A 25,051-nucleotide genomic window follows, 5' to 3' on the forward strand; every position below is an offset into this window, starting at 1 on the left:
TGTTTGTGATGCCCTATTCGGCGAACGGCAAGCCACTCCAGGTACAGGGTTTCTTGGGCGCCTTCGAACGTACCGCCGCCAAGCAGGCCGAGCGGCTACGCACCTTGGCCCGCTTTGATATCCCCCTGGTGGGTATCGACCCGGCGATGACGCTCACCTATCGCCAGGAGTACGTCAAAGCGCTAGGTAATGAGGCGGTGCCGGAGGTGCTGATGCTGCAGGAGTGGCTCACGACCCGCATCAATACGCTAGCGCCCAACCAACTTAAGCTAACCGACCCTGGCTTTAAGCTGCTCTCCCACTGCACCGAGAAAACCAATGCACCGGGTAGCCCTAAAGCATGGCAGCAGGTATTTGCGGCGTTTGGGTTAGAGCTTGAGCTGATGGCCACCGGCTGCTGCGGTATGTCTGGCACCTACGGCCACGAAACCCGCAACGCCGCTACGTCCAAAACTATCTACGCCCAGTCGTGGCAGCCCCAGGTGGAGGCAGTGGAGAACAGCGGCAAACTATTAGCCACAGGCTATTCCTGCCGCAGCCAGGTGAAGCGTTACTCATCGCAAACGTTGCACCACCCCTTACAGGCACTATTGGCACAATTGAAGTCGGTATCTCATCGTTAACCAACAATAGGCAAGAGAGCAATAAAATGACTCAAGCAGATCTTCTTTCAACCAATGATGTTCGCGACCGTTTCTCTAAGGCCATGTCGGCCATGTATCAAACAGAAGTGCCGCAGTACGGTACGCTGCTTGAACTCGTGGAAAGCGTTAACCAGGAAACGCTTAGTCAGCGACCTGAACTGCATCGCCGCCTGGAAGCCCAGGGCGAGTTGGCACGTTTGAGTGTAGAGCGCCATGGTGCGATACGTGTAGGAACAACCGACGAGCTTTTCATGCTGCGCCGCCTGTTTGCTGTCATGGGCATGTATCCGGTGGGTTATTACGATCTCTCTGAAGCGGGAGTGCCGGTTCACTCAACCGCCTTCCGGCCTATCGACGATGACGCGCTGGCGATGAACCCTTTCCGCGTTTTTACCTCGCTACTGCGTTTAGAACTCATTGAAAGTGAGGCGCTGCGCCAGTGTTCAGAAGAAATTCTGGCGAAGCGCGATATTTTTACTCCAGGGGCACGTGAGCTTATTGAACGTCATGAAACTCAGGGGGGATTAACCAGAGCAGAGGCCGACCAGTTTGTAAAAGAAGCCCTGGAAACTTTCCGTTGGCACCAGGATGCGACGGTTGATCTGGATACCTATCATGCGCTTCATGATGAGCACCGTTTGATTGCCGATGTGGTGTGCTTCCGCGGGCCGCATATTAATCACCTGACGCCGCGAACCTTGGATATCGACGAAGTGCAGCGCCGCATGCCTGAAATGGGCATGAACCCTAAAGCCGTCATTGAAGGGCCACCGCGTCGTGAATGCCCCATTTTGTTGCGCCAAACCAGCTTTAAGGCGTTAGAAGAATCAATCCGCTTTGCCGGTGATGCCCAAGGTACCCACACGGCGCGCTTTGGTGAAATTGAGCAGCGTGGAGTGGCGCTCACACCGAAAGGTCGCGCGCTATATGACCAGTTGCTTCAAGAAGGTCGCAAACAAGCCGCGGGGCTGGATAACGACGCACACCAAACGGTCATGAAAAACGTCTTTGCCAAGTTCCCGGATAACGATGAGGCAATGCGCCAGGAAGGCTTGGCGTATTTTCACTATCACCTGACAGCAGCAGGTCAGGCCGCTAAAGAGAGTGCTAGTAGCGATATTGAGGCGTTGATCGAACAAGGCCTAGTGGAAGCCCAGCCAATTACCTATGAAGACTTTCTACCGGTCAGCGCGGCGGGCATTTTCCAATCGAATCTGGGGGGAGGGCAGAACGAGGCCTATGCGGGGAACGCTAATCGTGATGCCTTTGAGAAAGCGCTGGGTACTCAAGTAACGGATGAACTATCACTCTATGCAGAGCGCGAAAACGCCTCTAAAGCCAAGGTGTTGGCAACGCTAAAAGGTGAAATACTCGTTTAGAATCTGCATGCAGCACACGGAGGTGCGGCAGTTTTCTTTAAGTTTAAGGGGTGCGTTTAGACAATAAGTTAAACATAAAAACGTGCGCCTACGGTTAACTCGTGGCGCATGTTTTTACTTAAAGGATGTTAAGTAGTGACACTCTGATTAGATGAGTACCCGTAAACACTGACCCGCATGGTATAGCGAGAAACCGCTTTCATAGGCACAGCTCCATAACGGACGTGCTCGAATGGGTTTGGGCTGCGATAACGGAAGAGGCAGCAGGCTGTCATCCTCGTTTGCAATGTAATGGGCAAACCCTTCGCCAACTACGGTGCCAGTGGTAACGCCGCGCCCGTTGTAACCGGTGGCTGACAGAATCCCAGGGGCAGGTTCAAAAATACGTAAGGTGTGATCCGGTGTGAAAGCAACCTTGCCGGTCCAGGTGTATTCCCAGCGAACGTTGCCGAGCGCAGGGAAGTAGTGATTCTGTATCGTATCGGCCCAACGGGTCAGGTAGGCCAGCGGCTTGCCTTCTCCTTTACCCAGGCTGCCCAGCAGCAGGCGACCCTCCTTGTCGCGACGAATGCTGCTAAGTACTGTGCGAGTGTCCCAGGCGCCTTGTTTCTCAGGAAGAATCGCATCGGCGGCTTCGCCAGTAAGAGGTTCTGACGCTAGTTGATAGAAGTGGCCAGTAAAGAAGTGTTGACGAACCTCGTTCCAGTCATCTTCCGTATAAGCGTTGGTGGCCATCACCACTTTATTGGCTGTGACGCTACCGCTCTCGGTCAATAAGCGCCAGCGATCTCCTTGTCGCTCGATACCTTTAACCGCACTGTGGCAGTAAAGCTTGGCGCCTAAGTTGGCCGCCGCGCGGGCAAGCCCCCGCGTATAGGCGCAAGGATTGATAGTGCCCGCGCGTTCATCCAGAAGTGCGGCCTGTATCTGGGACGTGCCGGTTGCAAGCTCGCATGCCGCTCCTTCCAATAGCGTCACCGGCGCCCCACGGTGTTGCAACTGATCGCGACGGCGAGCGAGCGCTTGGCAGCCTTTGGCGTTATGGCCAAGGTGCAGTGTGCCTGTTCGGGTGGCATCGCACTGGATGGCATGGCGTTCAATAATATTGAACACCTTTGACGGCGCGCCGCCTAGAATAGTATTAACCCGCTCACCGTTCTCTTTGCCTAGCGCGGCCACAATGTCATCGGGGGGTATCCAAAGCCCGGCGTTCACTAGACCAACATTGCGTCCTGACCCGCCACTGGGCATATCTCCTGCCTCCAGCAAGGTTGTTTTGATACCTTTCTCGGCCAGATGCAACGCGGTGGAGAGGCCCGTAATCCCGCCGCCCACCACACACACATCGACCTCTTCATGGCTGGCTAGCACGGGATAGTCTAGCGGCGTTTCGGCACTCGTTTGGGGCCAAAGGCAGCGCTCGGAGAGGGTCGTTGGCATTTTAGTACCTCCTTAAAAAGAAGCGCAGGCCGGCCCAAGGCCGACCTTGTATGGCTATGAAGTAGGTTGTTGAGAGGTGGGCGCGGAGTGTGGTGCATCAGTAGCGTTTGTTTCAGGCTGCTCAGGTTCGTCGCGGGGAATAAAGCGGCCGGTTAGTGCCCAAAGCAGTCCGAATAGCGGCGATAGCCAGCAAGCGAAAGCGAAAGGTGCATAAGCCAGTGTGGGTACACCAATGGTCGATGACACAAAACCGCCGCCCATGTTCCAAGGAATCAATGGAGAAGAAAGCGTGCCGTTGTCTTCGATCGAGCGCGACAGCGTACAGGTTTTATAGCCCATGGCTTGATACTGACCTTTTAACAAACGGCCGGGCAACACCAGCGTTGTATACACATCGCCGATAATAGTACTCACTGCAAGCGTAGTGCCGGAGCTTGTCGCCACTAGGCTGAAACGACCTTTGATTAACCGCATCAGCTGTTTAATGATCGCATCAACGGTGCCGTAGGCTTCCAGCATGCCAGCGAAACCCAACGCAAAGAACGTTAAGGTAACCACCCAGGTCATGGAGAGCACGCCACCACTGCTTAGCAGTGCATCAATCGCCGAATTTCCAGTATCGCTGCTAAAACCATTCTGCATGGCATCAAACACCGCGTGTAAGGTTTCGCCTTGAACACCTATAGCCACTAGGCCGCCTATAGCCGCGCCGGTAAAAATGGTTGGAAAAGGAGGAAACTTGGCAAGTGCTAGACCAATGACCACGCAAGGTGGGATAAGCGTTATCCAAGAAAGGGTAAAGGTGTCATCAAGCGCCTGACGAAAGGTGGCAATATCGGTGCTGCGCTCGAACTGACCGCCATAGCCAGCGCCGAGCCATACATAGAGCACCAGCGCTATCAACATAGCGGGCACCGTAGTCGCCATCATGCTGCGTATATGGCTCCATAAATCCGTTTCACAGACGGCCGGTGTTAGGTTGGTCGTCTCCGATAGCGGTGACATCTTGTCGCCAAAGAAGGCACCTGATACCAACGCGCCGCCGGTCAGGTGCATGGGAATACCCAACCCTTCCCCGATCCCCATTAGGGCAAGCCCGAGTGTCCCGACGGTACCCCAAGAAGTGCCCGTTGCGAGGGATACTAGGGCACTAATTACACAAGTAGCGACGAGGAAATAGGAGGGCGAAACCAGTTGAAAACCATAATACATCAGCGTGGGCACTGTGCCGGAAAGAATCCAGGTGCCAATCACCATGCCGACCGCCAAGAGAATAAAAATGGCGGGCATGCCTAGCTTGACCACCTCCAGCATTGAGGCTTCCATCTTTTCCCAGGGAACGCCGCGTATGCGGCCGCACATGGCGCAAATCATAATGCCGAAGGCTAACGGAATATGGGGAGTAAAGTCAGAGAAGATAAAAAACTGCAGTATAAGAATGGCGGTAGTGGCCAGCAGCGGAAGTAGCGCCATCGCGAGGCCCGGCGTCGGGCCGATTTGGACATCGTCACGCATACATCACCTTCTTTTTTTATGTTGTTAGTAAGGGCTCTTTACATAAGAGCCCTTGCTTGATGGGGAAGGGTTAGTCGAATTTAATGCCTTGAGCTAACGGCAGTTCACGGGAGTAGTTCACGGTGTTGGTTTGGCGACGCATATAGCTTTTCCAGACGTCAGACCCTGACTCACGACCGCCGCCGGTCTCTTTCTCGCCGCCAAAAGCGCCGCCAATTTCCGCGCCGCTGGGGCCGATGTTGACGTTAGCGATGCCGCAGTCACTGCCGACTGCGGAGACGAAGGTTTCAGCCTCACGTACATCGGTCGTAAAGATGCAGGAGGATAGCCCCTGGGGAACGTCATTATTGGTGGCAATGGCCTCATCCAGCTCTTGATAGGTGAGCACATAGAGAATGGGCGCAAAGGTTTCGTGCTTGACCAGCGAATTTTGCTCGGTTACCTCAACAATGGCGGGTTCCACGTAGTAGCCACCATCGTTACTGGCAACGTCGACACGCTCTCCCCCGAAGACATTCGCACCCTGCTCACGCGCTTTGGCCAGTACGCTCTGCATGGCGTCGAAGGCCTGGTGATCGATCAAGGGGCCTACCAGTTTGCCTTCCAGTGGGTTACCAACGCTCACCCCTTGGTAAGCCTTTTTCAGCCGCGCCAACACGTCATCCTTGATGGACTCATGAACGATCAAGCGGCGTAGCGTGGTGCAGCGCTGGCCCGCCGTACCGACCGCGGAGAAGAGAATGGCGCGCGTCGCCATGTCCAGATCGGCACTCGGCGCCAAAATCATCGCATTGTTGCCGCCCAGCTCGAGAATGCTACGACCGAAGCGCGCCGCCACTTTGGGGCCGACTTCGCGACCCATGCGGGTGCTGCCAGTGGCACTGATAAGCGCCACTCGTGAGTCATCCACTAACTGCTCGCCTGCTGCCCGCTCACCAATAATCACTTGGCTTAAATGCTTGGGTGCTTCATCACCGAACGCCTCTATCGCGCGATCCAATAACGCTTGGCAGGCGAGTGCCGTTAACGGGGTTTTTTCAGAAGGCTTCCATAGCAGGCTATTGCCACATACCAGTGCCAGGGCTGAATTCCATGCCCAGGGAGCAACGGGGAAGTTGAACGCGGTAATCAGGCCAATTGGGCCTAATGGATGCCAGCTCTCACGCATATGGTGGCCGGGGCGCTCGGAAGCAATGGTCAGGCCAAACAACTGGCGAGATTGGCCAACGGCGAGATCGCAAATATCGATCATTTCCTGAACTTCGCCCAGTCCTTCCGGAAGGATTTTGCCGCACTCCCAGGTGACCAACTCACCCAATGATTGTTTATGTTCGCGTAGTTGCTCGCCAAACAGGCGAACCAATTCACCACGACGGGGTGCTGGTACACGCTTCCAGGCTGAAAAAGCTTTTTCTGCATTCGCGATAGCGGTATCCACTTCGCTGCTGGAGGAGGTTGTTAGACGACCAATCTCGCTGCCATCAATGGGGGTAGTAACAACGAGGTCACCGCCTTGATACTGCTCTTTTGCGACGCCCATTTTTTCCATCAGGGAATGAATCATTGCTTCACCAAATGTTGAGTTGTGAGTAAATTGGTTACGGGGCCAGTATTGCTAGGGTATTGGTGAGCCATCAAACGATGTTTATGAAAAATATCATTCCTTTATTTCATGAGGTGGGTTGTGATGCGACGTCGACATTTGCCTTCATTAAGCGGCTTGCACTGTTTTGAAGCAGCTGCACGTCATCTCAGTTTCACCCGTGCAGCGGATGAGCTTAGCTTGACCCAGAGCGCCGTGAGCAAGCAGGTCTCTCATCTGGAAGCGACGTTGCAACATCCGCTATTCAGGCGGGTAAGGAAGCGGTTGCACCTAACGCCAGAAGGGGCGGTTTACTTGAGTGAAGCGCGCAAAATCCTGGCTCAGGTGGAGATGTCGACGCGCTATATGCAGTCTTATGGGGTGGAGTCCGATGTATTGAATGTTGCCACCTTGCCTACTTTTGGTGCGCGCTGGCTCATCCCTCGATTGAACGGATTTCGTTTTAAACACCCAAGCATTAACCTCAATATTTCGAATCGAGCCGAGCCGTTTGACATGCAAAAGGAGCGCATTGAGATTGCCTTCTTTTTTGGCCATGGAGTATGGCCGCGTGCCGAATGCGTCAAGTTATTGGATGAGGAAGTCGTGCCTGTCTGCGCGCCTGGCGTGATGGAGCAAACCGAAGTCAATGACCCACTCGCGCTCACCAAGATGATCCTGTTGCAGGTATCGACGCGCCCGGAAGCTTGGCACGACTGGTTTGAAGCCCAGAGCCTGTATACCGAGCACAGCTACCATGGGCCAAGATTTGATACCTTTTATATGGCCCTTCGCGCAGCGCGAGCAGGCTGTGGAGTCGCGTTAGTGCCAAGATTTCTAGCCCAAGAAGAGCTTGATGAAGGGAAGTTAGTCATTCCCTGGTCGTTCTCACTGAACAGCCAGGATGCTTACTATATGGCCTACCCAGAACATATGGCTGACCTGCATAAGGTCAAATCATTTACTGAATGGATTAAAGCGCGGCTCTAAGTTAAATGCTAAACAGCTTAACTAGCTGCTTAGCACTATGGGTCACTCAATATTACGCGTCACTCAATAATGCCCTGTTCACGGGCCATGGCGTAGGCTGCCTGTGGGCCATTCCAGAGTGACGGCAGCAGTATCAACGAGACCGGAATCGCGGTGATAACAATGAACTGCTGCAGCGCGCCAATCTGGCCTGCGCCCATATACAGCAGTACCGCTGCCATCAACGCCATGGCGATCCCCCAAAACGCCCGCATGACCGGGCTGGGGTTATCGTGCCCCGCCCCCACTACCGCAATGGCGTAGCTCATTGAGTCGCCGGTGGTCGCAACGAAAATGGTGGTCAGAAGCAGGATCGCTAGTGCCATCCAGGTACCGCCGGGCAGTGCTTGGGCAATGGTTAAGGTGGCTACATCAAACTGGAAGTTGTTCAGCGCCTCGGTTAAATCAATCACCCCGGTGAGTTGATAATAAATGCCTGAGCCGCCCAGCAGGGTAAACCACACGGTGGTGGCAATCGGTGCCAGGATTGCTACCGCGATGATCATTTCGCGGATGCTGCGACCGCGGGAAATACGCGCCACAAAAATCGCCATCAGCGGCGCATAGCCAATAAACCAGGCAAAGAAGAATACTGTCCACCACTGCATCCACCACGCCGGAGCGGTCTCTGCGGTCATGGTCGCCATGGTAAAGAATTCGCTGACATACGCGCCCATGCCTGAAACGTAGCTATTGACCAAAAACAGTGTGGGGCCAAAAACAATAATGACCGCGCCAATGGCTAGCGCCAGTAGCACGTTAAAGCGGCTAAGTAGTTGAATGCCTTTGTGTACGCCGCTCATGGAAGAGAGCACGTAGATGCTGCCGAGTACGGCTAGAATGATCAACTGGCCGGGATAACCTTCCGGTAAGCCAAACAGCTCGTGCAGGCCGAAGCTGACCTGGGTGGCCAAAAAACCAATTGGGCCCACAGTGCCCGCAACCAAAGCAATTACGCAGCAGGCATCGACGATGCTGCCCAGCGGGCCGCGCATTAGTCGCTCACCCAGTACGGGGTAGAGCAGGGTGCGGGGCTGAAGCGGCTGGCCTTTCACGTAGTGCGCATGGGCAAGCACCACGGCGGTTAGCGACCCCAGTACCGCCCAAGCCATAAAGCCCCAGTGCATGAAGGACTGCCCCAAGGCGCCGGAAACGGCGTCAGCGGTGCCTGCTTCGCTATCAAACGCGGGAGGCGTTACCACAAAGTGGTATACCGGCTCACCGGCGGCAAAGAATACGCCACCGCCTGCCAGCAGCGTACACAGAATGATCGAGAGCCACTTAAACGTGCTCATTTCTGGTGCATCTAAATTGCCGATTTTAGCTTTAGCGGCTGGGGTTATGGCCAAACCGATGGCGATAAAGAACGTCAGCAGGAGCAGCAGTTGAAAGTAACTGCCCAGCACTAGCGCGGTCCAGGCGAAGCCAGCGCTGATGCTGTCAGCTACCAGAGTTACGTCGTAAAGCGACAGTGCGAGAAAGGCAACGATAAAGCCGATACTTAATATCAATACAATAGGGTCGCCGAGCGAAAACCGCTGAGAGCCCTCAGAATTGGGGCTGGGGTGGGTCATGTTAAATACCTTATGGGGAGCGAGAAACTGAAATAGCAGCCTATTAAAGCGTGCCGTTAAGCGGTGTAACGCCACATGAGCGTTCAGAAGTTGGTGATTGAAGCAGGCGAAATTACAGGTAAAAAAAAGCGCCATTCAAGGAATGGCGCAAGACAGGAAACTGAGCTTAGTATATCGCCAATTTAGACCAACGTCTAATATGTTTTAACTTGGTGCGTTGCTCAGGGGCAAATGCACCATTTTGGCCATATAGCGGAGGGCGGCGGCACTTAGCTGTCTACCTAATAGCATGAAAATTAAATAAAAAATCAATAATGGCAGTATTGCTGCAATGCTAAAGCATATTTTGTATACAAGGTATGCTCACGATGATGACCTCCACTTCTAAACGCCGTTTTTCTACTTCAACACTAGGCTTTCCCACTGCAACACCAGGTTTTTCTACGGCGCGCCTGCTCACCGGCTGCGCGGCAGCGCTGATGTTAATACCGGCTATCAGTTACGCCGACGATACCCAAATACGTTTTCAGCTGGATTGGCGCTTTGAAGGCCCCTCCGCGCCGTTTTTGATGGCTGAAGAGAAAGGCTACTTCGCCGACGAAGGGTTGGACGTTCAGATTGATTCTGGCAGCGGCTCGGCGGGTGCGATTAATCGCGTGGCGTCCGGGGCCTATGAAATGGGCTTTGGCGATCTTAATGCGCTGGTCGAGTTTCTCGCCGAAAACCCCGATGGCCCCGGTATCCAAGGCGTCTATATCGTCTACGACGGCACCCCCGCGGCGGTGTTTGCCCGCAAAGACCGCGGCATCGAGAGCCCGGCTGATTTAGCCGGTAAAACCATCGCCGCCCCCACCTTCGATACCGGCTACCGCGCCTGGGGCGTGTTTGCCGCGGCTAATAATCTGGACGCCGACGCGGTGGAGTGGCAAAACGTCGACCCTACGCTGCGCGAAACGCTGCTAACCCGGGGCGATGTGGATGCAATCACTGGCTTCTACTTCACCAGCCTGCTCAATCTTGAAGAGCGGGGAATGAGCGAAGACGAGCTGACTATTATGCCGTTCCCAGACTACGGCGTGCCCCTGTACGGCAACGCCATTATCGCTAGTGAATCCTTCGCCGAAGAAAATCCGGAAGCCGTGCAGGGCTTTCTGCGCGCCTTCAACCGCGCCCTGGGCGACACTATTGCCGATCCCGAGGCTGCCATTGAGTATGTTAAAAACCGCGATGGCCTGATCGATGTGGAAATGGAGACTCGGCGCTTAAAACTTGCTCTGGATGGCGTCGTCGACACTCCTGAAGTGCACGAAAATGGCGTGGGCGGAGTGGATGACGAGCGCCTGGCTCAGGCGATTCAACTGGTTGCCGATGCCTATGACCTGCCCGCTGTGCCTTCGCCAGAACAGGTGTTTAACTCAAGCTACTTACCTGCTCAGGAAGAGCGCAGGCTGTTTTCGGCAGAGGGCGAATAAGCATGTCGGCAGCATTTGTCACCTTTGATGACGTTAGCCTGGCCTACGATGCGTCGGGTAACGCCATTGAGGATATCAACCTGAGTATCCACGAAGGCGAGTTCGTCGCTTTCGTGGGCCCCTCCGGCTGCGGTAAATCGACCTTTATGAAGCTCTGCACCGGGCTGCATGCGCCTACCACTGGTGCCGTGCAAGTGGATGGAGAACCGGTCACCGGGCCGTTGAAGATCTCCGGCATGGCGTTTCAAAACGCCAACCTGCTGCCCTGGCGCACCACACTGGATAACGTCCTACTGCCGTTGGAGATCGTTAAACCCTACCGCCATCAGTTTCGTAAACGGCGCGAAGAGTTTGTCGGCTGGGCGCGCAAGCTGCTCAAGACCGTGGGGCTTGAAGGCTACGAAGAGCAGTATCCGTGGCAGCTTTCCGGTGGTATGCAGCAGCGGGCATCGATCTGCCGGGCGCTGATTCACCAGCCGCGCCTGCTAATGCTGGATGAACCCTTCGGCGCGCTGGATGCGTTTACCCGCGAGGAGCTGTGGTGCGTGCTGCGCGATCTGTGGGAAGCGCAGCGCTTTACAGTGGTACTCGTGACACATGACCTCCGCGAGGCGGCGTTTCTGGCCGATACCGTCTACATCATGAGCCGCCGCCCCGGACGGGTGATTGAGCGCCGTGAAATAGAGTTGCCGCGACCCCGTGCACTGGAAACCACTTACCAAAAACCCTTTATTGATCTGGTTCAGGAGCTGCGGGCTCAAATTGGCGAAGTGCGCAGCACTTAATAAAAGCCCCCAGCACCTGATGAAAGGCGCACTTATGACGAAAAATAATCAGTTAATTGAACGACTGGCGCCGTGGATAGCGGTGGTCGCGTTGGTTGTTATCTGGGAAGTAACGGTGCGGGTGTTTGATGTGCCCAGCTTTATCTTCCCCAGTGCCTTGGAGACGGCCCAGGCGCTGGTAACTTATTCCGAGCCTATCGCCATGCACTCCTGGCAAACCTTCTGGACAACGCTGATTGGCTTTGGATTGGGTGTGGCCGTGGGGCTGGTGTTGGGCTTTATTATCGGCTCGTCACGCTTTCTATATAACGCTTGCTACCCACTGTTAGTCGGCTTTAATGCCATTCCCAAAGTGGCTTTCGTGCCCATCCTGGTTGTCTGGTTTGGGATTGGCTCGGTGCCGGCGATACTCACCGCCTTTTTAATCTGCTTCTTCCCTATTGTGGTGAACGTGGCTACCGGTTTAGCCACGCTGGAGCCTGAGATGGAAGACGTACTGCGAGTGCTGGGCGCGCGGCGTATCGATGTGTTGCTGAAAGTGGGCCTGCCACGCTCGCTGCCGTATTTCTTTGCCTCGCTAAAAGTCGCTATTACTCTGGCGTTTGTAGGCACAGTAGTGTCAGAAACGGTCGCCTCCAATCAGGGCATTGGCTATCTGATGATGAGCGCCGGTTCGCAAATGCGCATGGGGCTGGTCTTTGCCGGGCTGCTGGTGATCAGCGCCATGGCCATGGTGATGTACGAGCTATTTGCCCAACTGGAAAAACGCATGACCGGCTGGGCGCACCGTGGTCAGAATCGCTAGGGCCAGTGCGCAACTCACCAGCGGTAAAGCAGTGAAGCGCTGGTGGTGTTGTCGGTGCGCTCGCTGGTGTCGTCAGGCGGTTGGGAGTTGTGCTTGATTTCATGAGATAAGCGCAGCGACAGCTTTGAATTGAGCCTTGCCGTGAGCGCTGTAAGCGACCGCGACGTGGTATTTTGGTCGGTGTACTCAAACGACATTTCCTGCTGAATATCGGCGTAGTCAGAAAAAAACCATTGATAATCCAACGCTGTATAAGCCACTGCTAACCGATAATCGCCATGTTCGCGTAGTCGGTCATGACGATAGCCTGGCCCTGCCTCCAGCGAAAAAACATGGGTATCGTTCTCTAAAATCTGACGCCCATAGCCACCGATGGCAGAAAGCTGCTGGTCGTAACCGGCAAAGCGATCCTTCTCCCAGCGGGCAAACCCAAACAGATAGTGGGGGCCATCCAGTTCATAGCGTTCGCGTCCTGCGACTAAGTACTGCTCGGCGCTGGTTTTGTCATCCTTGGTGACGTTACGCACTTCACCACGCAGCGAGTAGGTGAAGTTACCGGTAAGCCACGTCAGCAGCGTTTTACCGATCAGCGTCTGGCTATCGGTATTGCCCGAGAGGCGGGTAAAGCCCAGTTCAGCATCGCCACTGAACACGGGCGCATCTTCCTGGGGAGGCGGTGGAGCGTAGAACGGGTTGGCATATGCCACGGTTAGCCATAGCGGCCAGCAGGCCAGCAAGAGTATCCATCTAACGATCGCCACTACATCCCTCCTTGATTTCGGCATTGGGCCATTATATCAGCGAACGATGACTCTGGGGTGACGGCGATTAACGCCGTTGGCTGGCGCGTGCCATAATGGCGCGGTCACGCATTTCGAGTCTACCTATGAGCGCTTCCCGCCCCCGAACGTTAGCCGACCTGCAGCGCTGGCGCCGCACTCGCGCAAGGCGCAGCTGGTATAAACGCAGTTTTCGCCTTCAGGTAATGCTGTTAGTCGGACTACTGTTGGCAGGCATGCTACTGGCGCAGGGCACCTACCTCAATCACCGCAAGGCAGAAATTATTAGCCAGCAGATGGGCGAGCGAGCGCTGGCGGTGGCCAAAACGGTGGCGTCGATGCCGCAAATTATCAACGCCTTTTCAATTCCCGACCCCTCTTTCATTATTCAGCCCCTCGCAGAGCGCGTTCGCCATGAAACGGGCGCGCGCTATGTCGTTGTAGGCAACGCCCAAAGTATGCGCTATTCCCACCCCGTGCCGGAGCGGATTGGGAAGCCAATGGTGGGGGGCGATAATGACCAGGCGCTGATTCATGGCCAATACTATGTATCCGAGGCAACCGGGTCATTGGGCACTGCCATTCGTGGCAAAGCGCCCATTTGGGATGAAGAGGGCAATATCATTGGCCTGGTGTCCGTCGGCTTTATGATGGATCGCGTGGCCATGGACGTAGCCCGCTACAACAGCTTTGGCTGGGCGCTGGTGGCGCTGATGATTTGTCTCGGCTTTGCCGGTGCTTACTGGCTATCGCAGCATCTTAAAAAGGTCATTTTAGGCCTGGAACCCTACGAGATTGCCCGCTTGGCTATGGAGAAAGAGGCCATTTTGCAGTCGATCCATGAGGGCATTCTGGCGGTTAATCGTGAAGGTCATATTACCTTGGTCAACCAGCAGGCGCGGCGCTTTCTCAACCTGGACGATGAGCATGTGCTGCTGGGGCAGCCCATCCGCGAGGTCGTGCCCAATTCGCGGCTATTGGAGGTGCTCCGACGCGGAGAGCAGGAGTTCGACCAGGAGATGTGGCTGGGCGATCACCCGGTAGTGGTCAACCGCGTGCCGATTCTGCACGAAGGCGAGATTGAGGGGGCGGTGGCCACTTTCCGCAGCCGTCGCGAAATTGTCGATCTTTCCCATGCGCTTACCCAAGCCAGCCGTGATGTGGATATGCTGCGTGCCCAGGCCCACGAGTTTTCCAATAAGCTCTATACCATCTCAGGATTACTGCAGTTAGAACGCATCGAGGAAGCCCTCGCGCTGATCCATCAAGAAACCGAACGCGCCCAGGCGCAGATGAGCTTTTTAATGCGCAACGTGGCCGACGCCGTGCTTAGCGGTACGCTACTGGGTAAACTTACCCGGGCGCGGGAGCTGGGCGTAGCGTTGGAAGTCGATGAGCAAAGCTCGCTCTCCTGCCCGCTAACGCCCACCGGCCAAGAAGTGATGATGAGCGTGGTGGGTAACTTGCTGGACAACGCCTGCCATGCAGCGCTGAATGGGCCGAGTAAAGCGCCCAAAGTACGCCTGTTTTTCACCGATTTGGGGGAGCAGCTGTTGATCGAAGTGGAGGACAACGGGCCCGGAGTACCTGCCCAGCTCGCCGAATCGATTTTCCAGGAAGGCTTTTCGACCAAAACGGGCAAACACCAGGGCATTGGCCTGGCGCTGGTAGCCAGGCTCTGCCGCCAGCACGGCGGCGCCGTGACCCTGGAGGAGAGCGAGCTGGGGGGCGCATGCTTTATCGCGGTGCTCGACCGCTCGCTGTGTGCGCAGCAAGACCAACAGCAGTCTCAACAACAATTTTAAAAACAATTTCATCAACAATTTCAAAAACAGTGACCACGACGGCTAGGGGGGAACGCAATGTCTGATGGGCAGTACGGCATTTTGGTCATTGAAGACGATTTTCGCATTGCCGATATCCACCGGGCCTTTATTGAACAGAGCGACGGCTTTTATGTGGTGGGCATGGCGCGCAACGGTAGCGAAGCCAAGGCGATCATGGCGGAACAGGCCACCAACATCCAGTTGATCTTGCTCGACGCCTACCTACCCGATGTTGAAGGCCTGGAGCTGCTATGGGCGATTCGCCGCGACTACGTGCATGTGGATATCGTCATGGTTACCGCTGCCCGGGAAGTAGAAACCATCAGCGAGGCGCTGCGTGGTGGGGTATTCGACTACCTGATCAAGCCCATTGAAGCCGCGCGAATGACGCAAATGCTGACTCGCTTCCGTCGCGAGCGTGAAGCCTTGGCTAACCGTGCCGAGATGAATCAGGATGAACTGGACTCCGTGCTGGCGCGCCTGAAGCCCGGCGAGCCGTTGCGTGCTAAAAGCCAAACCCTGCCTAAAGGTATTGATCGGCTGACGCTGCGCCGGGTGATTGATGCCCTGGCCGACGCACCCGACTCGCTCACCGCCATGCAGATGGCGCGCATCATGGGTGCCAGTCGCTCAACCGCCCGCCGTTATTTAGAGTTTTTAGTTGCCGAGCAGGCGGTGAGTGCGGAGCTGGGCTATGGTGATGTAGGGCGGCCTGAGCGCCGCTATCGGCTGTTGGAGGCAGCACACGAGTGGCTCAACACTCTATAAAGGAATGTGGTAATTAGGCGCGCGTGAACAAAATGAACAAAATAGCCATAAAGAACTTTTTGTCTTTTATGCGCACAAGCTTGTCGGTCAGGGTAGTGGTCTTCTAACGTTCGCGGCGTGCAGTCTAATAAGAAGCTTTAAACAACAAACTCATCACACAACAAAACTGATACGTGGAGAACGCCATGATTCTCAAGCCTGCCTTTAAATATATAACCCTGCTGGCCCTTCCACTGGCGGCTGTTACAGCCTTCTCTAGCACTGCCGCTGCCTTCGAACCGGAGGGTAAGGTGGAATGTATCGCTCCGTCCGATCCAGGCGGCGGCTGGGACTTTACCTGCCGCAGTGTGGGTAATGTCATGCAGGAGCTTGATCTAGTACCGGCGAATGTACAAACCATCAATATGGCTGGCGCTGGTGGCGGTGTGGCGTTTGCTCATACTATAAGCAAGCGCGCCGGTGACGACCATCTGCTGGTAGCGGCGTCCACGGCTACTACGACTCGTCTGGCTCAAGGACAATTCCCTGGGCTGACCGCCGATCAGGTCAATTGGATCGGTGCTCTAGGTGCGGATTACGGGATTATCGCCGTAGCCGCTGATTCCGAGATCGATGACCTGAATGAATTGATGGACTCACTTAAGGAAGACCCGCGTAGTGTCAAGTTCGCCGGCGGTAGCGCTAAGGGCGGTTGGGATCATCTTAAAGTGTTGATTGCTGCTCAGGCAGCCGATGTCGAGAATCTTCCGCGCATTGCCTACCTTTCGTACAACAATGGTGGTGAAGCGTTAACCCAAGTGATCGGCGGGCACGTAGACGCCTTTACCGGTGATATCACCGAAGCCCAAGGGTTTATGGAGTCTGGCGACTTGCGCGTCCTAGCGGTACTCTCCGAAGAGCGCCTACCGGGAGACCTGTCTGATATCCCCACCGCACGCGAGCAAGGCATCGACGCCCTTGGCCCCAACTGGCGCGGCTTTTATATGCCTGCGGATGTCTCCGAAGAAGCTAAAGCGTATTGGACCGATGCCATGGACACTATTTACCAGAGTGAAGAGTGGCAGAATGTCATGGCTCAAAACGGTTTGATGCCTTTCCACATGACCGCTGGTGAGTTTGAAGAGTTTGTACTCAACCAGATCAGTGACATTGAACAGCTCTCTAAAGATATTGGATTGATTCAGTAATGACTTTCAATGACCGCATCTTTGGGGTCTTGATGATCGTCCTGGCCGTTGCGTACGGCTGGGCCGCGACTCAGTTCCCGGAGCCGTTTGGTGGGGCCGAAGCCGTCGGCCCTGACACTTTTCCGAAATTGCTGGCCGTGGTGCTGGCAATTTCCAGCCTTTATTTGATTGTACGCCCTGATCCCGACAACGCCTGGCCTTGGAGCCGTACGGGTGTCGAGCTAATCATCGCCGTGGTGGTGCTGATCTTTTACGCCATGCTGCTTCAGCCGCTGGGCTTCATTATTAGCACTACGCTTGCCGTGGGAACGCTTTGCTGGCGCATGGGGGCTCGGCCGTTCAATGCTTACATGACCGGGGCAGTCTCGGCAGTAGTCGTGTACTTTCTGTTTAGTTTTGCACTTGATCTCGCCTTACCGCTGGGTCTGTTGTCATTCCTGGAGGTGAACTGATGGAAACTCTAGGTTACCTAATGGATGGTTTTGGCGTTGCTCTGCAACCCCATAACCTGATGTTCGCCTTGCTAGGTGCTTTTCTTGGCACGTTGATCGGCGCTTTGCCGGGGTTAGGCCCTGCCAATGGCGTGGCCATTCTGATACCGCTGGCATTTAGTTTAGGGCTCGCTCCAGAAACGGCTCTGATTATGCTGACGTCAGTGTATGCGGGTGCCATGTACGGTGGGCGTATCTCATCGATTCTGTTAAATATTCCCGGCGATGAACCGGCCATGATGACCTGTCTTGATGGTTATCCTATGGCCCAGAAGGGCAAGGCTTCCGAGGCGCTGGCGATCTCTGCGGTGGCCTCTTTTATCGGTAGTCTTATCGCCACTATTGGTTTGATCTTGCTGGCACCATTGTTGGCTAACTTTGCTTTAACGTTCGGCCCTGCGGAATATTTTGCGCTCTTCCTGCTGGCGTTCGCTACCTTAGGCGGTATTACCGGTAAAAACCCCATCAAAACAGTGGTTGCCGCCTGTATTGGTCTAATGATCGCCACGGTGGGTATCGACAATACCGGTGTGCAGCGCTACACCTTTGGGGTGCTCGAACTTTTTGAAGGCGTGGACTTCATCATTGCTATCGTCGGTCTGTTTGCCATTTCCGAGCTGCTCTTCTTCATCGAAGAGCGTGCAGGCGGTGGTAAAGAGAAGATGAAGGTCAACAAACTTTCGCTCTCCTGGAAAGATATCCGCGAAATTCTTCCCACCAGTTTTCGCGGTGGGGTGCTAGGGTTTGTCGCCGGGGTGCTGCCTGGTGCTGGTGCTTCGTTGGGTAGCTTCATCAGCTATACCCTTGAAAAACGTGTGTTGGGTAAGAAAGGCTATTTTGGACAAGGCGACCCGCGTGGTGTGGCTGCTCCAGAATCTGGCAACAACGCTGCTTCGAGCGGTGCTCTGGTTCCCATGCTAACCCTAGGTGTGCCGGGTAGTGGTACTACTGCAGTACTCTTAGCGTTGTTGATTTCGCTCAATATTACCCCTGGGCCGCTGATGTTCACCCAGAATGCCGACATCGTCTGGGGCGTGATCGCAGCACTATTGATCGGTAACTTTTTGCTGCTGATCCTTAATATTCCGTTGGTGGGCATCTTCGTCAAGCTGCTGTCCGTGCCGCCGATGTACTTGCTGCCGATCGTCACGATGATTGCCTTCGTGGGTATCTACTCGATCAGTAACACCATCTTTGACCTCTACTTTATGGTGGCCTTTGGGGTGGGTGGTTATGTCCTGCGCAAGCTTGAGATTCCGCTGGTGCCAGTGATTCTTGGCTTGTTGTTGGGGCCAGAGATGGAGAAGAATCTGCGCCATGCCATGGATATCTCCGATGGCGACTGGATGATTCTTTGGGATAGCGGTCTGGCTATCGGCCTTTGGGTTTTTGCTGGATTGGGCTTGATCCTGCCTTATATTGTGGGCCCTCTGCTGCGTCGTGGTATGAAGGCAACCCCTAATTCAGGTTCGCCTGAAAGCGATTAAATACTTAAAGAAGTAATGTTGAGCAACGGGGCGCCGACGAAAGTCGGCGCTCTTTTTTTATTTCCGTTTTTGACGGGTAACAAAGAGTGGTTCTGTAACTGATAAGTAATCACTGGGTTGCTGTTATGTATTTTAAAAGCCCGCGTATCTAATTGGTGCACCGAATCTTATTGGTGCATTGGCAGGGTGCTTTAGCTGCTTTTCTGCGCTTTATTTTGGTGCATATTGAGAAAGTCGAGATTTTCTGATGATTATTAAGTGGCTGATTAGATAGCTATAAGACAACTTTGTGCCAATCTGGCGCACCCCTTGCAAGAGCTGTTGGCTAGTAGACGTATTGGGGGGAGCTAACACAACCACCCCAAGTGCGAAGCCAATCATCAAGCCCCGGTCATAACAAACCCCAGTCATAAGGGGCGCAAGGAGATTAACAATGCACACTCTCAAACGCTCGACACACCCTCGCCCATACCTTTCAAGTGGCCGTTTCGCGACCGCTTTACTCACCACTGCCATCATGGGGGTCAGCACCCAGGCTATCGCCCAGGACGACGACCCGATCAAAGTTGGTATCCTGCACTCCCTCTCCGGCACCATGGCGATTAGTGAAACTGTCCTCAAAGACACCGTCGAAATGCTTATCGAACAGCAGAACGAAGCCGGTGGTTTGCTGGGCCGTCAGTTAGAGGCCGTGGTGGTTGACCCGGCGTCTAACTGGCCGCTGTTTGCCGAACGCGCCCGGGAGCTACTAGACCAGGAAGAAGTGGACGTGATTTTCGGCAACTGGACGTCGGTTTCGCGTAAATCCGTGCTGCCCGTCGTAGAGGAGCTCAACGGGCTGCTGTTCTACCCGGTGCAGTATGAAGGCGAAGAGTCTTCTGAAAACGTCTTCTACACCGGCGCAGCGCCTAACCAGCAGGCGATTCCTGCGGTTGAATACCTTATCAACGAAGTCGGTATCGAGCGCTTTGCGCTAGTGGGTACCGACTATGTCTATCCGCGCACTACCAACCGTATCCTCGAGGCCTTCCTCAAGGATGAACACGGCATCGCGGATGAGGACATCATGGTCAACTACACGCCGTTCGGTCACTCCGATTGGCAGAACATCGTGGCAGAAATTCGCCGCTTCGGTGAAGAGGGTAAACCGACCGCCGTAATCTCGACGGTTAACGGCGACGCCAACGTGCCGTTCTATACCGAGCTCTCCAACCAGGGTATCGACGCTGCCGATATTCCCGTCATCGCCTTCTCTGTGGGTGAGCAGGAGCTTACCGGTATTGATACCGGCCCGCTGGTAGGCCACTTGGCTGCCTGGAACTACTTCATGAGCGTCGATAACGATGACAACTACGACTTTATCGATGCCTGGATTGAGTACACCGGCGACGATATGGCAGTGACCAACGACCCAATGGAAGCGCATTACATCGGCTTCAATATGTGGGCCGAAGCGGTTCGCAAAGCGGGCACGACAGACGTCGATACGGTGAAAGACGCCATTATCGGTGTAACCGTGCCTAACCTCTCCGGCGGTTATGCGGCGATGATGCCCAACCACCACATCACCAAGCCGGTGTTGATCGGTGAGATTCAGGACAACGGCCAGTTCGATATCGTTTGGCAGACACCGTCTACCGTGGCGGGCGACGCCTGGTCTGACTACCTACCTGGCTCCCGTGACCTGATTGCCGATTGGCGCAAGCCGATGGAGTGCGGCAACTTCAACGTCGTGAACGGCTCGTGCGGTGGCAGCACCGCAGCAGAAGAAGCCGAAGCGGCGCTCGCTGAGTAAAAGCTCCTGTAGTGAGTAATACTGATCCCTCGTCCCTAGGCTGAAGCCCAAGTGGCGAGGGAGCACGCTAACTCCCCCTCTTTAGATAACCAAAGGAAGAACCCCATGAGGCGTTTCCTTTCCTTAGGGCTGCTGTGCCTACTGTTGTTAAGCATCACAGTGACCGCCCAAGCACAAACGAGCTCCATGAATACTGCCGACGGTGCGGCCGCGCTCGAACTGTTGGCGGCGCTGGACGTTGAATCTTACGCCGCCAAAGGCGAAGCGATTACCGCGATTTTGCAAAGCGACGACGAGCGCGCCCGTGACTGGCTGCAAGCGCTGTTGGATGGCCGCTTGCAGCGCACCGAAGACGGCCGGTTCGTGCTGGTGCTAGAGAACCGCGGCCGCGACTGGCCGGTGGCCGATGTCCTAACCGGCGAAGCGCTGGGCGAGATGTCCCGTCGTGATCTGGAGCGTATCGGCATCAACAACAACCTGCGTAATCAGTTGCGCAGTGCCATCGCGGTAGTTGACCTTTACTCGCCTAATGTGGAGCGCCGCCGCACCTCGGCCGAGCGACTGTTAGGGGAAGTAGATGGTGAGCTGGTGCCCACTCTCGACGACTTGATCGAACAGGAAGAGGACGAGCAGGTGCGTTACCGGCTGACCCAGGCCGTGGCGATCTACCGCGCCGAAGCGGGCGAAATGGCTGGGGTCGAAGCGCTGGACGGCAGCCTACACCCCCGTTCCCGCGTGGCATTGAGCCGGGCAGCCAATAGCGATGATCCCGTCGTCGCCAATGCCGCTGCCGCTTCTCTGGCGGGCATTGAGCAGCAGCTCAAAATCAATCGTGGTCTGGAAACGCTCTATTTCGGCTTGAGCCTCGGCTCAGTGCTGGTGCTAGCTGCTATTGGCCTGGCGATCACCTTCGGGGTCATGGGCGTGATCAACATGGCCCACGGCGAGCTGATGATGCTGGGCGCCTACACCACCTGGGCGATGCAGCAACTGCTGCCCGGCCAGCCTGGGCTGGCGTTGATTCTATCGATTCCCGCGGGCTTTATGGTCGCTGCTCTGGCGGGTGTGGCGATCGAGCGCGGTGTTATCCAGTTCCTCAAAGGCCGCCCGCTGGAGACGCTGCTGGCGACCTTTGGTATCAGCCTGATTCTGCAGCAGCTGGTGCGCACGGTGATTTCACCGCTTAACCGTACCGTCATCACCCCCGAGTGGATGAGTGGTTCGCTAGTGGTGAATGATGCGTTGTCATTAACGCTTAACCGCATGTACGTGCTCGGCTTTGCGCTGGTGGTGTTTGCCGGGCTGATGCTGATTATGCATCGTACCCGGCTGGGGCTTGAGGTACGTGCGGTGACTCAAAACCGCGCCATGGCACGCTCCATGGGCATTCGTGCCACTCGTGTGGATATCATGACCTTCGCGCTAGGTTCGGGTGTGGCCGGGCTTGCCGGTGTCGCCCTCTCCCAGCTCACCAACGTCGGCCCTAACCTGGGGCAGAACTACATCATCGACTCCTTCATGGTGGTGGTGTTCGGCGGCGTGGGTAACCTGTGGGGCACGCTGGTGGCCGGGCTATCGCTGGGGGTCATTAACCAGGTGCTGGAACCCTGGGCAGGCGCGGTATTGGCCAAAATTATCGTGCTGGTGTTTATCATCCTATTCATTCAAAAACGCCCGCGTGGACTCTTCCCGCAGAAGGGCCGGGCTGCGGAGGGCTAAACGATGTCTTTAACGACCGAATCATCGACCAATTTTTGGCTAACACGCCCATTCAGCGAACGCTCTACGCAGATTTTTCTCGGCGTGCTACTGGCCGCGCTGGCGCTGGTCACCCTCCTGCACGTGGCAGTGCCGCCGGATAATCCACTACATGTGGGCGCCTATACCGTTAACCTATTCGGCAAGTACCTAAGCTACGCGTTGCTGGCCGTGGCGGTGGATCTGGTGTGGGGCTATCTGGGCATTTTAAGTCTGGGACACGGCGCCTTCTTCGCCATTGGCGGTTACGCCATGGGTATGTATTTGATGCGCCAGATTGGCGACCGCGGCACCTACGGCCACCCCGTGTTGCCCGACTTTATGGTGTTCCTGAACTGGGACAGCTTACCGTGGTTCTGGCACGGCTTCGATATGGCCTGGTTCGCCTTTGCCATGGTGCTGCTGGCCCCCGGGCTGCTGGCACTGGTATTCGGCTTTTTGGCGTTTCGCTCACGGGTCACCGGTGTATATCTGTCGATTATCACTCAGGCACTGACCTTTGCCTTGATGCTGGCTTTCTTCCGCAACGAGATGGGCTTCGGCGGTAATAACGGCCTGACTGACTTCCGCGAAATCGTCGGTTTTGACCTGCGCAGCGATGCCACGCGCCTAGGGTTGTTCCTGGCCACCGGCGTTGCGCTGGCGCTGGGATATATCCTGTGCCGTGCGATTGTGACCAGCAAGTTGGGGCGGGTGAGCGTGGCCACCCGCGACGCCGAAGCGCGTACGCGCTTTCTCGGCTACCGGGTCGAGCGCTTTCAGCTGTTTGTGTTTGTGGTCTCGGCGATGCTCGCAGGTCTGGCGGGCGCGCTCTATGTTCCTCAGGTGGGAATCATTAACCCCAGCGAATTCTCGCCGATTTTCTCCATCGAGATTGTGCTGTGGGTAGCGTTGGGCGGTCGCGCCACGCTATATGGCGCGGTGATAGGCGCCATTTTAGTTAACTACGCCAAAACCATCTTTACCGGCGTAATGCCCGATGCCTGGCTGTTTGCCCTGGGCGCGATGTTCGTACTGGTCACGGTGTTTCTGCCCAAAGGGGTGGCGGGGCTGTTTCGCTACCTCAAGCGTCGCAAGCGCGATGATACGGCGAATTCTGACCCTAATAATTCCCATAGCACGCCCGAGGAGGCCTCCGCATGAGCTTTCTGCAATCGCTGACACAGCGTGATCGGGTGTTCGATTTTATGGCGCCCCAAGCCTCGCCGGTGGACGTTCGCCATGGGCCGATTCTTTACATGGAAGATGTCACCGTGAGCTTCGATGGCTTTAAAGCCATCAATAACCTCAATCTGACCATCAACGACGGCGAGCTGCGCTGCATTATCGGCCCCAACGGGGCGGGCAAGACCACCATGATGGATATCATCACCGGCAAGACCCGCCCCAATAGCGGCAGCGTGTGGTTTGGTAGCCGTCATAACCTGCTACACATGAACGAGCCTGATATTGCCAGCCTGGGCATTGGCCGCAAGTTTCAAAAACCCACGGTCTTCGAAGCGCTCTCGGTGTTTGAAAATCTGGAGCTGGCCATGGCGGCGGACAAGCGGATTTTTCCTACCCTGACTGCCCGCATGACCGGCGAGATCAAAGACCGCATTGATGAAGTACTGGAAACCATCGGCCTGACAGCACTGCGCCATCAACCTGCAGGCATTCTTTCCCACGGCCAAAAGCAGTGGCTGGAGATCGGCATGCTGCTAATGCAGCGTCCGCGTTTACTGCTGGTGGATGAACCGGTGGCGGGCATGACCGAGCAGGAGATGGAGCGCACGGCCGAGTTGCTCACCGGGCTGGCCGGTAAACAGTCCGTGTTGGTGGTCGAGCATGACATGGGCTTTGTGCGTTCGATTGCCCGCCAGGTGACGGTCTTGCATCAGGGCAGCGTGCTGGCGGAAGGCACCATGGATCAAGTCTCCAACGACCCCAAAGTAATCGAGGTCTACCTGGGTGCCGATGACGAGGAGGCCGCCTGATGCTAGCGATCGAAAAGCTCAACCAGTTTTACGGCGAAAGCCACACCCTCTGGGATCTCGATCTTGAGGTACCCGCCGGTCAGTGTACCTGCGTGATGGGACGCAACGGCGTGGGTAAAACCACGCTGCTGAAAGCCGTGATGGGCGAAGTGGCCGTCAAAAGTGGCGAGCTGCGCTACACCTCCGAGACCGGCGAGATCGAGCTGACTAAAAAAGCCGTTGAGGCGCGCTCGCGGTTGGGAATTGGCTACGTGCCCCAAGGGCGGCAGATATTTCCGCTGCTGACCGTAGAGGAGAACCTGCGCACCGGCCTTGCCGCCCGCAGTGACGGGCTGAAGAAAATCCCAGAGCGGGTCTATGAACTGTTCCCAGTGCTAAAAGAGATGAAACACCGCCGTGGCGGCGATCTCTCCGGCGGGCAACAGCAGCAGCTGGCGATTGGCCGCGCACTGGTCATCGAACCCAAACTACTGATTTTGGACGAGCCAGGGGAGGGCATTCAGCCCAATATCGTCGCCCAGATTGGCCAGGTGATTCGCCAGTTGATCAACGAAGATGGCCTAACGGTGCTACTGGTAGAGCAGAAGCTGCCCTTTGCCCGTAAATACGCCGACCGCTTTGTGATCATGGATCGCGGCCGACCGGTGGCCAAAGGTGAGATCAGCGAGCTCTCCAATGAGCTGATCAAGCAGCATCTGACGGTTTAAGTTATCCACACCCGGTTACCGTCTGCCCGGCCAAGCGGTTGTCGAAAGGCGG

At 55.7% G+C, this 25,051-nt stretch carries 21 protein-coding genes; 16 read left to right on the plus strand and 5 right to left on the minus strand.

From position 1 onward, the window contains the following. Together K7H09_RS13665 and hglS are read left to right on the plus strand one after the other, a co-directional pair. A partial coding sequence (locus K7H09_RS13665) for a (Fe-S)-binding protein (RefSeq protein ID WP_230804952.1) occupies window positions 1-623 on the plus strand: 623 nt, incomplete at its 5' end. Between the two features lie 26 nt (window positions 624-649). Beyond that, window positions 650-2,023: a 2-oxoadipate dioxygenase/decarboxylase HglS gene (gene hglS, locus K7H09_RS13670; RefSeq protein WP_141440393.1), complete on the plus strand. Its 1,374-nt coding sequence runs from the start codon at window positions 650-652 to the stop codon at window positions 2,021-2,023. A 147-nt stretch (window positions 2,024-2,170) separates the two neighbouring features. Here hglS and amaA read toward each other — a convergent pair whose 3' ends face one another. The 3 genes from amaA to amaB all read right to left on the minus strand — a co-directional run bounded on the left by amaA (window position 2,171) and on the right by amaB (window position 6,542). Then, window positions 2,171-3,463, minus strand: coding sequence for an L-pipecolate oxidase (gene amaA / locus K7H09_RS13675; RefSeq protein WP_141440394.1), 1,293 nt, complete (start codon window positions 3,461-3,463; stop codon window positions 2,171-2,173). A 54-nt stretch (window positions 3,464-3,517) separates the two neighbouring features. Then, entirely contained in the window at window positions 3,518-4,978 is a 1,461-nt protein-coding gene (gene nhaC, locus K7H09_RS13680) for a Na+/H+ antiporter NhaC (RefSeq protein WP_230804954.1), read from the minus strand. 70 nt (window positions 4,979-5,048) lie between these two features. Continuing rightward, window positions 5,049-6,542, minus strand: coding sequence for an L-piperidine-6-carboxylate dehydrogenase (gene amaB / locus K7H09_RS13685; protein WP_141440396.1), 1,494 nt, complete (start codon window positions 6,540-6,542; stop codon window positions 5,049-5,051). A gap of 123 nt (window positions 6,543-6,665) precedes the next feature. Here amaB and gcvA point away from each other — a divergent pair, with 123 nt between their 5' ends. After that, complete coding sequence (gcvA, locus tag K7H09_RS13690; RefSeq protein WP_141440397.1) at window positions 6,666-7,550, plus strand: transcriptional regulator GcvA; 885 nt, start codon at window positions 6,666-6,668, stop codon at window positions 7,548-7,550. A 59-nt stretch (window positions 7,551-7,609) separates the two neighbouring features. Here gcvA and K7H09_RS13695 read toward each other — a convergent pair whose 3' ends face one another. Beyond that, window positions 7,610-9,163: a BCCT family transporter gene (locus K7H09_RS13695; RefSeq protein WP_230804956.1), complete on the minus strand. Its 1,554-nt coding sequence runs from the start codon at window positions 9,161-9,163 to the stop codon at window positions 7,610-7,612. 368 nt (window positions 9,164-9,531) lie between these two features. On the opposite strand from K7H09_RS13695, the gene K7H09_RS13700 reads away from it, so the two are divergent. From K7H09_RS13700 to K7H09_RS13710, 3 genes are read left to right on the plus strand one after another with little or no spacing between them, the layout of a single operon-like run. After that, on the plus strand, window positions 9,532-10,635 hold the full coding sequence (locus K7H09_RS13700) for an ABC transporter substrate-binding protein (RefSeq protein WP_230804958.1): 1,104 nt from the start codon (window positions 9,532-9,534) through the stop codon (window positions 10,633-10,635). Between the two features lie 2 nt (window positions 10,636-10,637). Beyond that, window positions 10,638-11,420, plus strand: a complete 783-nt coding sequence (locus K7H09_RS13705; protein WP_022521336.1) for an ABC transporter ATP-binding protein — start codon at window positions 10,638-10,640, stop codon at window positions 11,418-11,420. A 34-nt stretch (window positions 11,421-11,454) separates the two neighbouring features. Beyond that, window positions 11,455-12,225 (plus strand): ABC transporter permease, encoded by a 771-nt coding sequence (locus tag K7H09_RS13710; RefSeq protein WP_022521337.1) that lies wholly within the window; start codon window positions 11,455-11,457, stop codon window positions 12,223-12,225. Window positions 12,226-12,239: 14 nt separating this feature from the next. Here the strand turns inward: K7H09_RS13710 and K7H09_RS13715 are convergent, their stop codons facing one another. Next, window positions 12,240-13,010, minus strand: coding sequence for a DUF481 domain-containing protein (locus K7H09_RS13715; RefSeq protein ID WP_009286167.1), 771 nt, complete (start codon window positions 13,008-13,010; stop codon window positions 12,240-12,242). Window positions 13,011-13,111: 101 nt separating this feature from the next. Between K7H09_RS13715 and K7H09_RS13720 the strand changes: the two genes are divergently transcribed. From K7H09_RS13720 to urtE, 10 genes are all read left to right on the plus strand, one after another. Beyond that, entirely contained in the window at window positions 13,112-14,809 is a 1,698-nt protein-coding gene (locus K7H09_RS13720; RefSeq protein ID WP_230804960.1) for an ATP-binding protein, read from the plus strand. 57 nt (window positions 14,810-14,866) lie between these two features. Next, the gene (locus tag K7H09_RS13725; RefSeq protein WP_141440400.1) at window positions 14,867-15,598 is read left to right on the plus strand and encodes a response regulator; all 732 of its coding nucleotides are present in this window, start codon (window positions 14,867-14,869) and stop codon (window positions 15,596-15,598) included. Window positions 15,599-15,783: 185 nt separating this feature from the next. Further along, complete coding sequence (locus tag K7H09_RS13730; RefSeq protein WP_051430621.1) at window positions 15,784-16,785, plus strand: Bug family tripartite tricarboxylate transporter substrate binding protein; 1,002 nt, start codon at window positions 15,784-15,786, stop codon at window positions 16,783-16,785. After that, a complete protein-coding gene (locus tag K7H09_RS13735; RefSeq protein ID WP_027957904.1) occupies window positions 16,785-17,237 on the plus strand; it encodes a tripartite tricarboxylate transporter TctB family protein in 453 nt (150 codons plus the stop codon). The genes K7H09_RS13730 and K7H09_RS13735 overlap by 1 nt, the downstream gene beginning before the upstream one ends. After that, window positions 17,237-18,763, plus strand: a complete 1,527-nt coding sequence (locus K7H09_RS13740) for a tripartite tricarboxylate transporter permease (RefSeq protein ID WP_027957903.1) — start codon at window positions 17,237-17,239, stop codon at window positions 18,761-18,763. Before K7H09_RS13735 ends, K7H09_RS13740 begins: the two co-directional genes overlap by 1 nt. Window positions 18,764-19,196: 433 nt before the next feature. Beyond that, window positions 19,197-20,558: an urea ABC transporter substrate-binding protein gene (gene urtA, locus K7H09_RS13745; protein ID WP_027957902.1), complete on the plus strand. Its 1,362-nt coding sequence runs from the start codon at window positions 19,197-19,199 to the stop codon at window positions 20,556-20,558. A gap of 105 nt (window positions 20,559-20,663) precedes the next feature. Continuing rightward, entirely contained in the window at window positions 20,664-22,277 is a 1,614-nt protein-coding gene (urtB, locus tag K7H09_RS13750) for an urea ABC transporter permease subunit UrtB (RefSeq protein ID WP_230804962.1), read from the plus strand. A 3-nt stretch (window positions 22,278-22,280) separates the two neighbouring features. Continuing rightward, window positions 22,281-23,459: an urea ABC transporter permease subunit UrtC gene (urtC, locus tag K7H09_RS13755; RefSeq protein WP_141440402.1), complete on the plus strand. Its 1,179-nt coding sequence runs from the start codon at window positions 22,281-22,283 to the stop codon at window positions 23,457-23,459. After that, entirely contained in the window at window positions 23,456-24,292 is an 837-nt protein-coding gene (gene urtD, locus K7H09_RS13760) for an urea ABC transporter ATP-binding protein UrtD (protein ID WP_141440403.1), read from the plus strand. Before urtC ends, urtD begins: the two co-directional genes overlap by 4 nt. Further along, the gene (gene urtE / locus K7H09_RS13765) at window positions 24,292-24,999 is read left to right on the plus strand and encodes an urea ABC transporter ATP-binding subunit UrtE (protein ID WP_027957898.1); all 708 of its coding nucleotides are present in this window, start codon (window positions 24,292-24,294) and stop codon (window positions 24,997-24,999) included. The genes urtD and urtE overlap by 1 nt, the downstream gene beginning before the upstream one ends. The last annotated feature ends 52 nt before the right edge of the window (window positions 25,000-25,051 follow it).

This window comes from Halomonas sp. IOP_14 (assembly GCF_021021315.1).
Lineage (GTDB): Bacteria > Pseudomonadota > Gammaproteobacteria > Pseudomonadales > Halomonadaceae > Vreelandella > Vreelandella titanicae.

What these genes read in the sequence shown, in the direction of transcription:
- K7H09_RS13705 (WP_022521336.1), top strand. Translation starts at nt 10,638, where the DNA reads ATGTCGGCAGCATTTGTCACCTTTGATGACGTTAGCCTGGCCTACGAT.
- amaB (WP_141440396.1), bottom strand. Translation starts at nt 6,542, where the DNA reads ATGATTCATTCCCTGATGGAAAAAATGGGCGTCGCAAAAGAGCAGTAT.
- urtA (WP_027957902.1), top strand. Translation starts at nt 19,197, where the DNA reads ATGCACACTCTCAAACGCTCGACACACCCTCGCCCATACCTTTCAAGT.
- K7H09_RS13740 (WP_027957903.1), top strand. Translation starts at nt 17,237, where the DNA reads ATGGAAACTCTAGGTTACCTAATGGATGGTTTTGGCGTTGCTCTGCAA.
- urtC (WP_141440402.1), top strand. Translation starts at nt 22,281, where the DNA reads ATGTCTTTAACGACCGAATCATCGACCAATTTTTGGCTAACACGCCCA.
- amaA (WP_141440394.1), bottom strand. Translation starts at nt 3,463, where the DNA reads ATGCCAACGACCCTCTCCGAGCGCTGCCTTTGGCCCCAAACGAGTGCC.
- K7H09_RS13695 (WP_230804956.1), bottom strand. Translation starts at nt 9,163, where the DNA reads ATGACCCACCCCAGCCCCAATTCTGAGGGCTCTCAGCGGTTTTCGCTC.
- urtE (WP_027957898.1), top strand. Translation starts at nt 24,292, where the DNA reads ATGCTAGCGATCGAAAAGCTCAACCAGTTTTACGGCGAAAGCCACACC.
- urtB (WP_230804962.1), top strand. Translation starts at nt 20,664, where the DNA reads ATGAGGCGTTTCCTTTCCTTAGGGCTGCTGTGCCTACTGTTGTTAAGC.
- gcvA (WP_141440397.1), top strand. Translation starts at nt 6,666, where the DNA reads ATGCGACGTCGACATTTGCCTTCATTAAGCGGCTTGCACTGTTTTGAA.
- K7H09_RS13710 (WP_022521337.1), top strand. Translation starts at nt 11,455, where the DNA reads ATGACGAAAAATAATCAGTTAATTGAACGACTGGCGCCGTGGATAGCG.
- urtD (WP_141440403.1), top strand. Translation starts at nt 23,456, where the DNA reads ATGAGCTTTCTGCAATCGCTGACACAGCGTGATCGGGTGTTCGATTTT.
- K7H09_RS13715 (WP_009286167.1), bottom strand. Translation starts at nt 13,010, where the DNA reads ATGCCGAAATCAAGGAGGGATGTAGTGGCGATCGTTAGATGGATACTC.
- K7H09_RS13700 (WP_230804958.1), top strand. Translation starts at nt 9,532, where the DNA reads ATGATGACCTCCACTTCTAAACGCCGTTTTTCTACTTCAACACTAGGC.
- hglS (WP_141440393.1), top strand. Translation starts at nt 650, where the DNA reads ATGACTCAAGCAGATCTTCTTTCAACCAATGATGTTCGCGACCGTTTC.
- K7H09_RS13735 (WP_027957904.1), top strand. Translation starts at nt 16,785, where the DNA reads ATGACTTTCAATGACCGCATCTTTGGGGTCTTGATGATCGTCCTGGCC.
- K7H09_RS13720 (WP_230804960.1), top strand. Translation starts at nt 13,112, where the DNA reads ATGAGCGCTTCCCGCCCCCGAACGTTAGCCGACCTGCAGCGCTGGCGC.
- nhaC (WP_230804954.1), bottom strand. Translation starts at nt 4,978, where the DNA reads ATGCGTGACGATGTCCAAATCGGCCCGACGCCGGGCCTCGCGATGGCG.
- K7H09_RS13730 (WP_051430621.1), top strand. Translation starts at nt 15,784, where the DNA reads ATGATTCTCAAGCCTGCCTTTAAATATATAACCCTGCTGGCCCTTCCA.
- K7H09_RS13725 (WP_141440400.1), top strand. Translation starts at nt 14,867, where the DNA reads ATGTCTGATGGGCAGTACGGCATTTTGGTCATTGAAGACGATTTTCGC.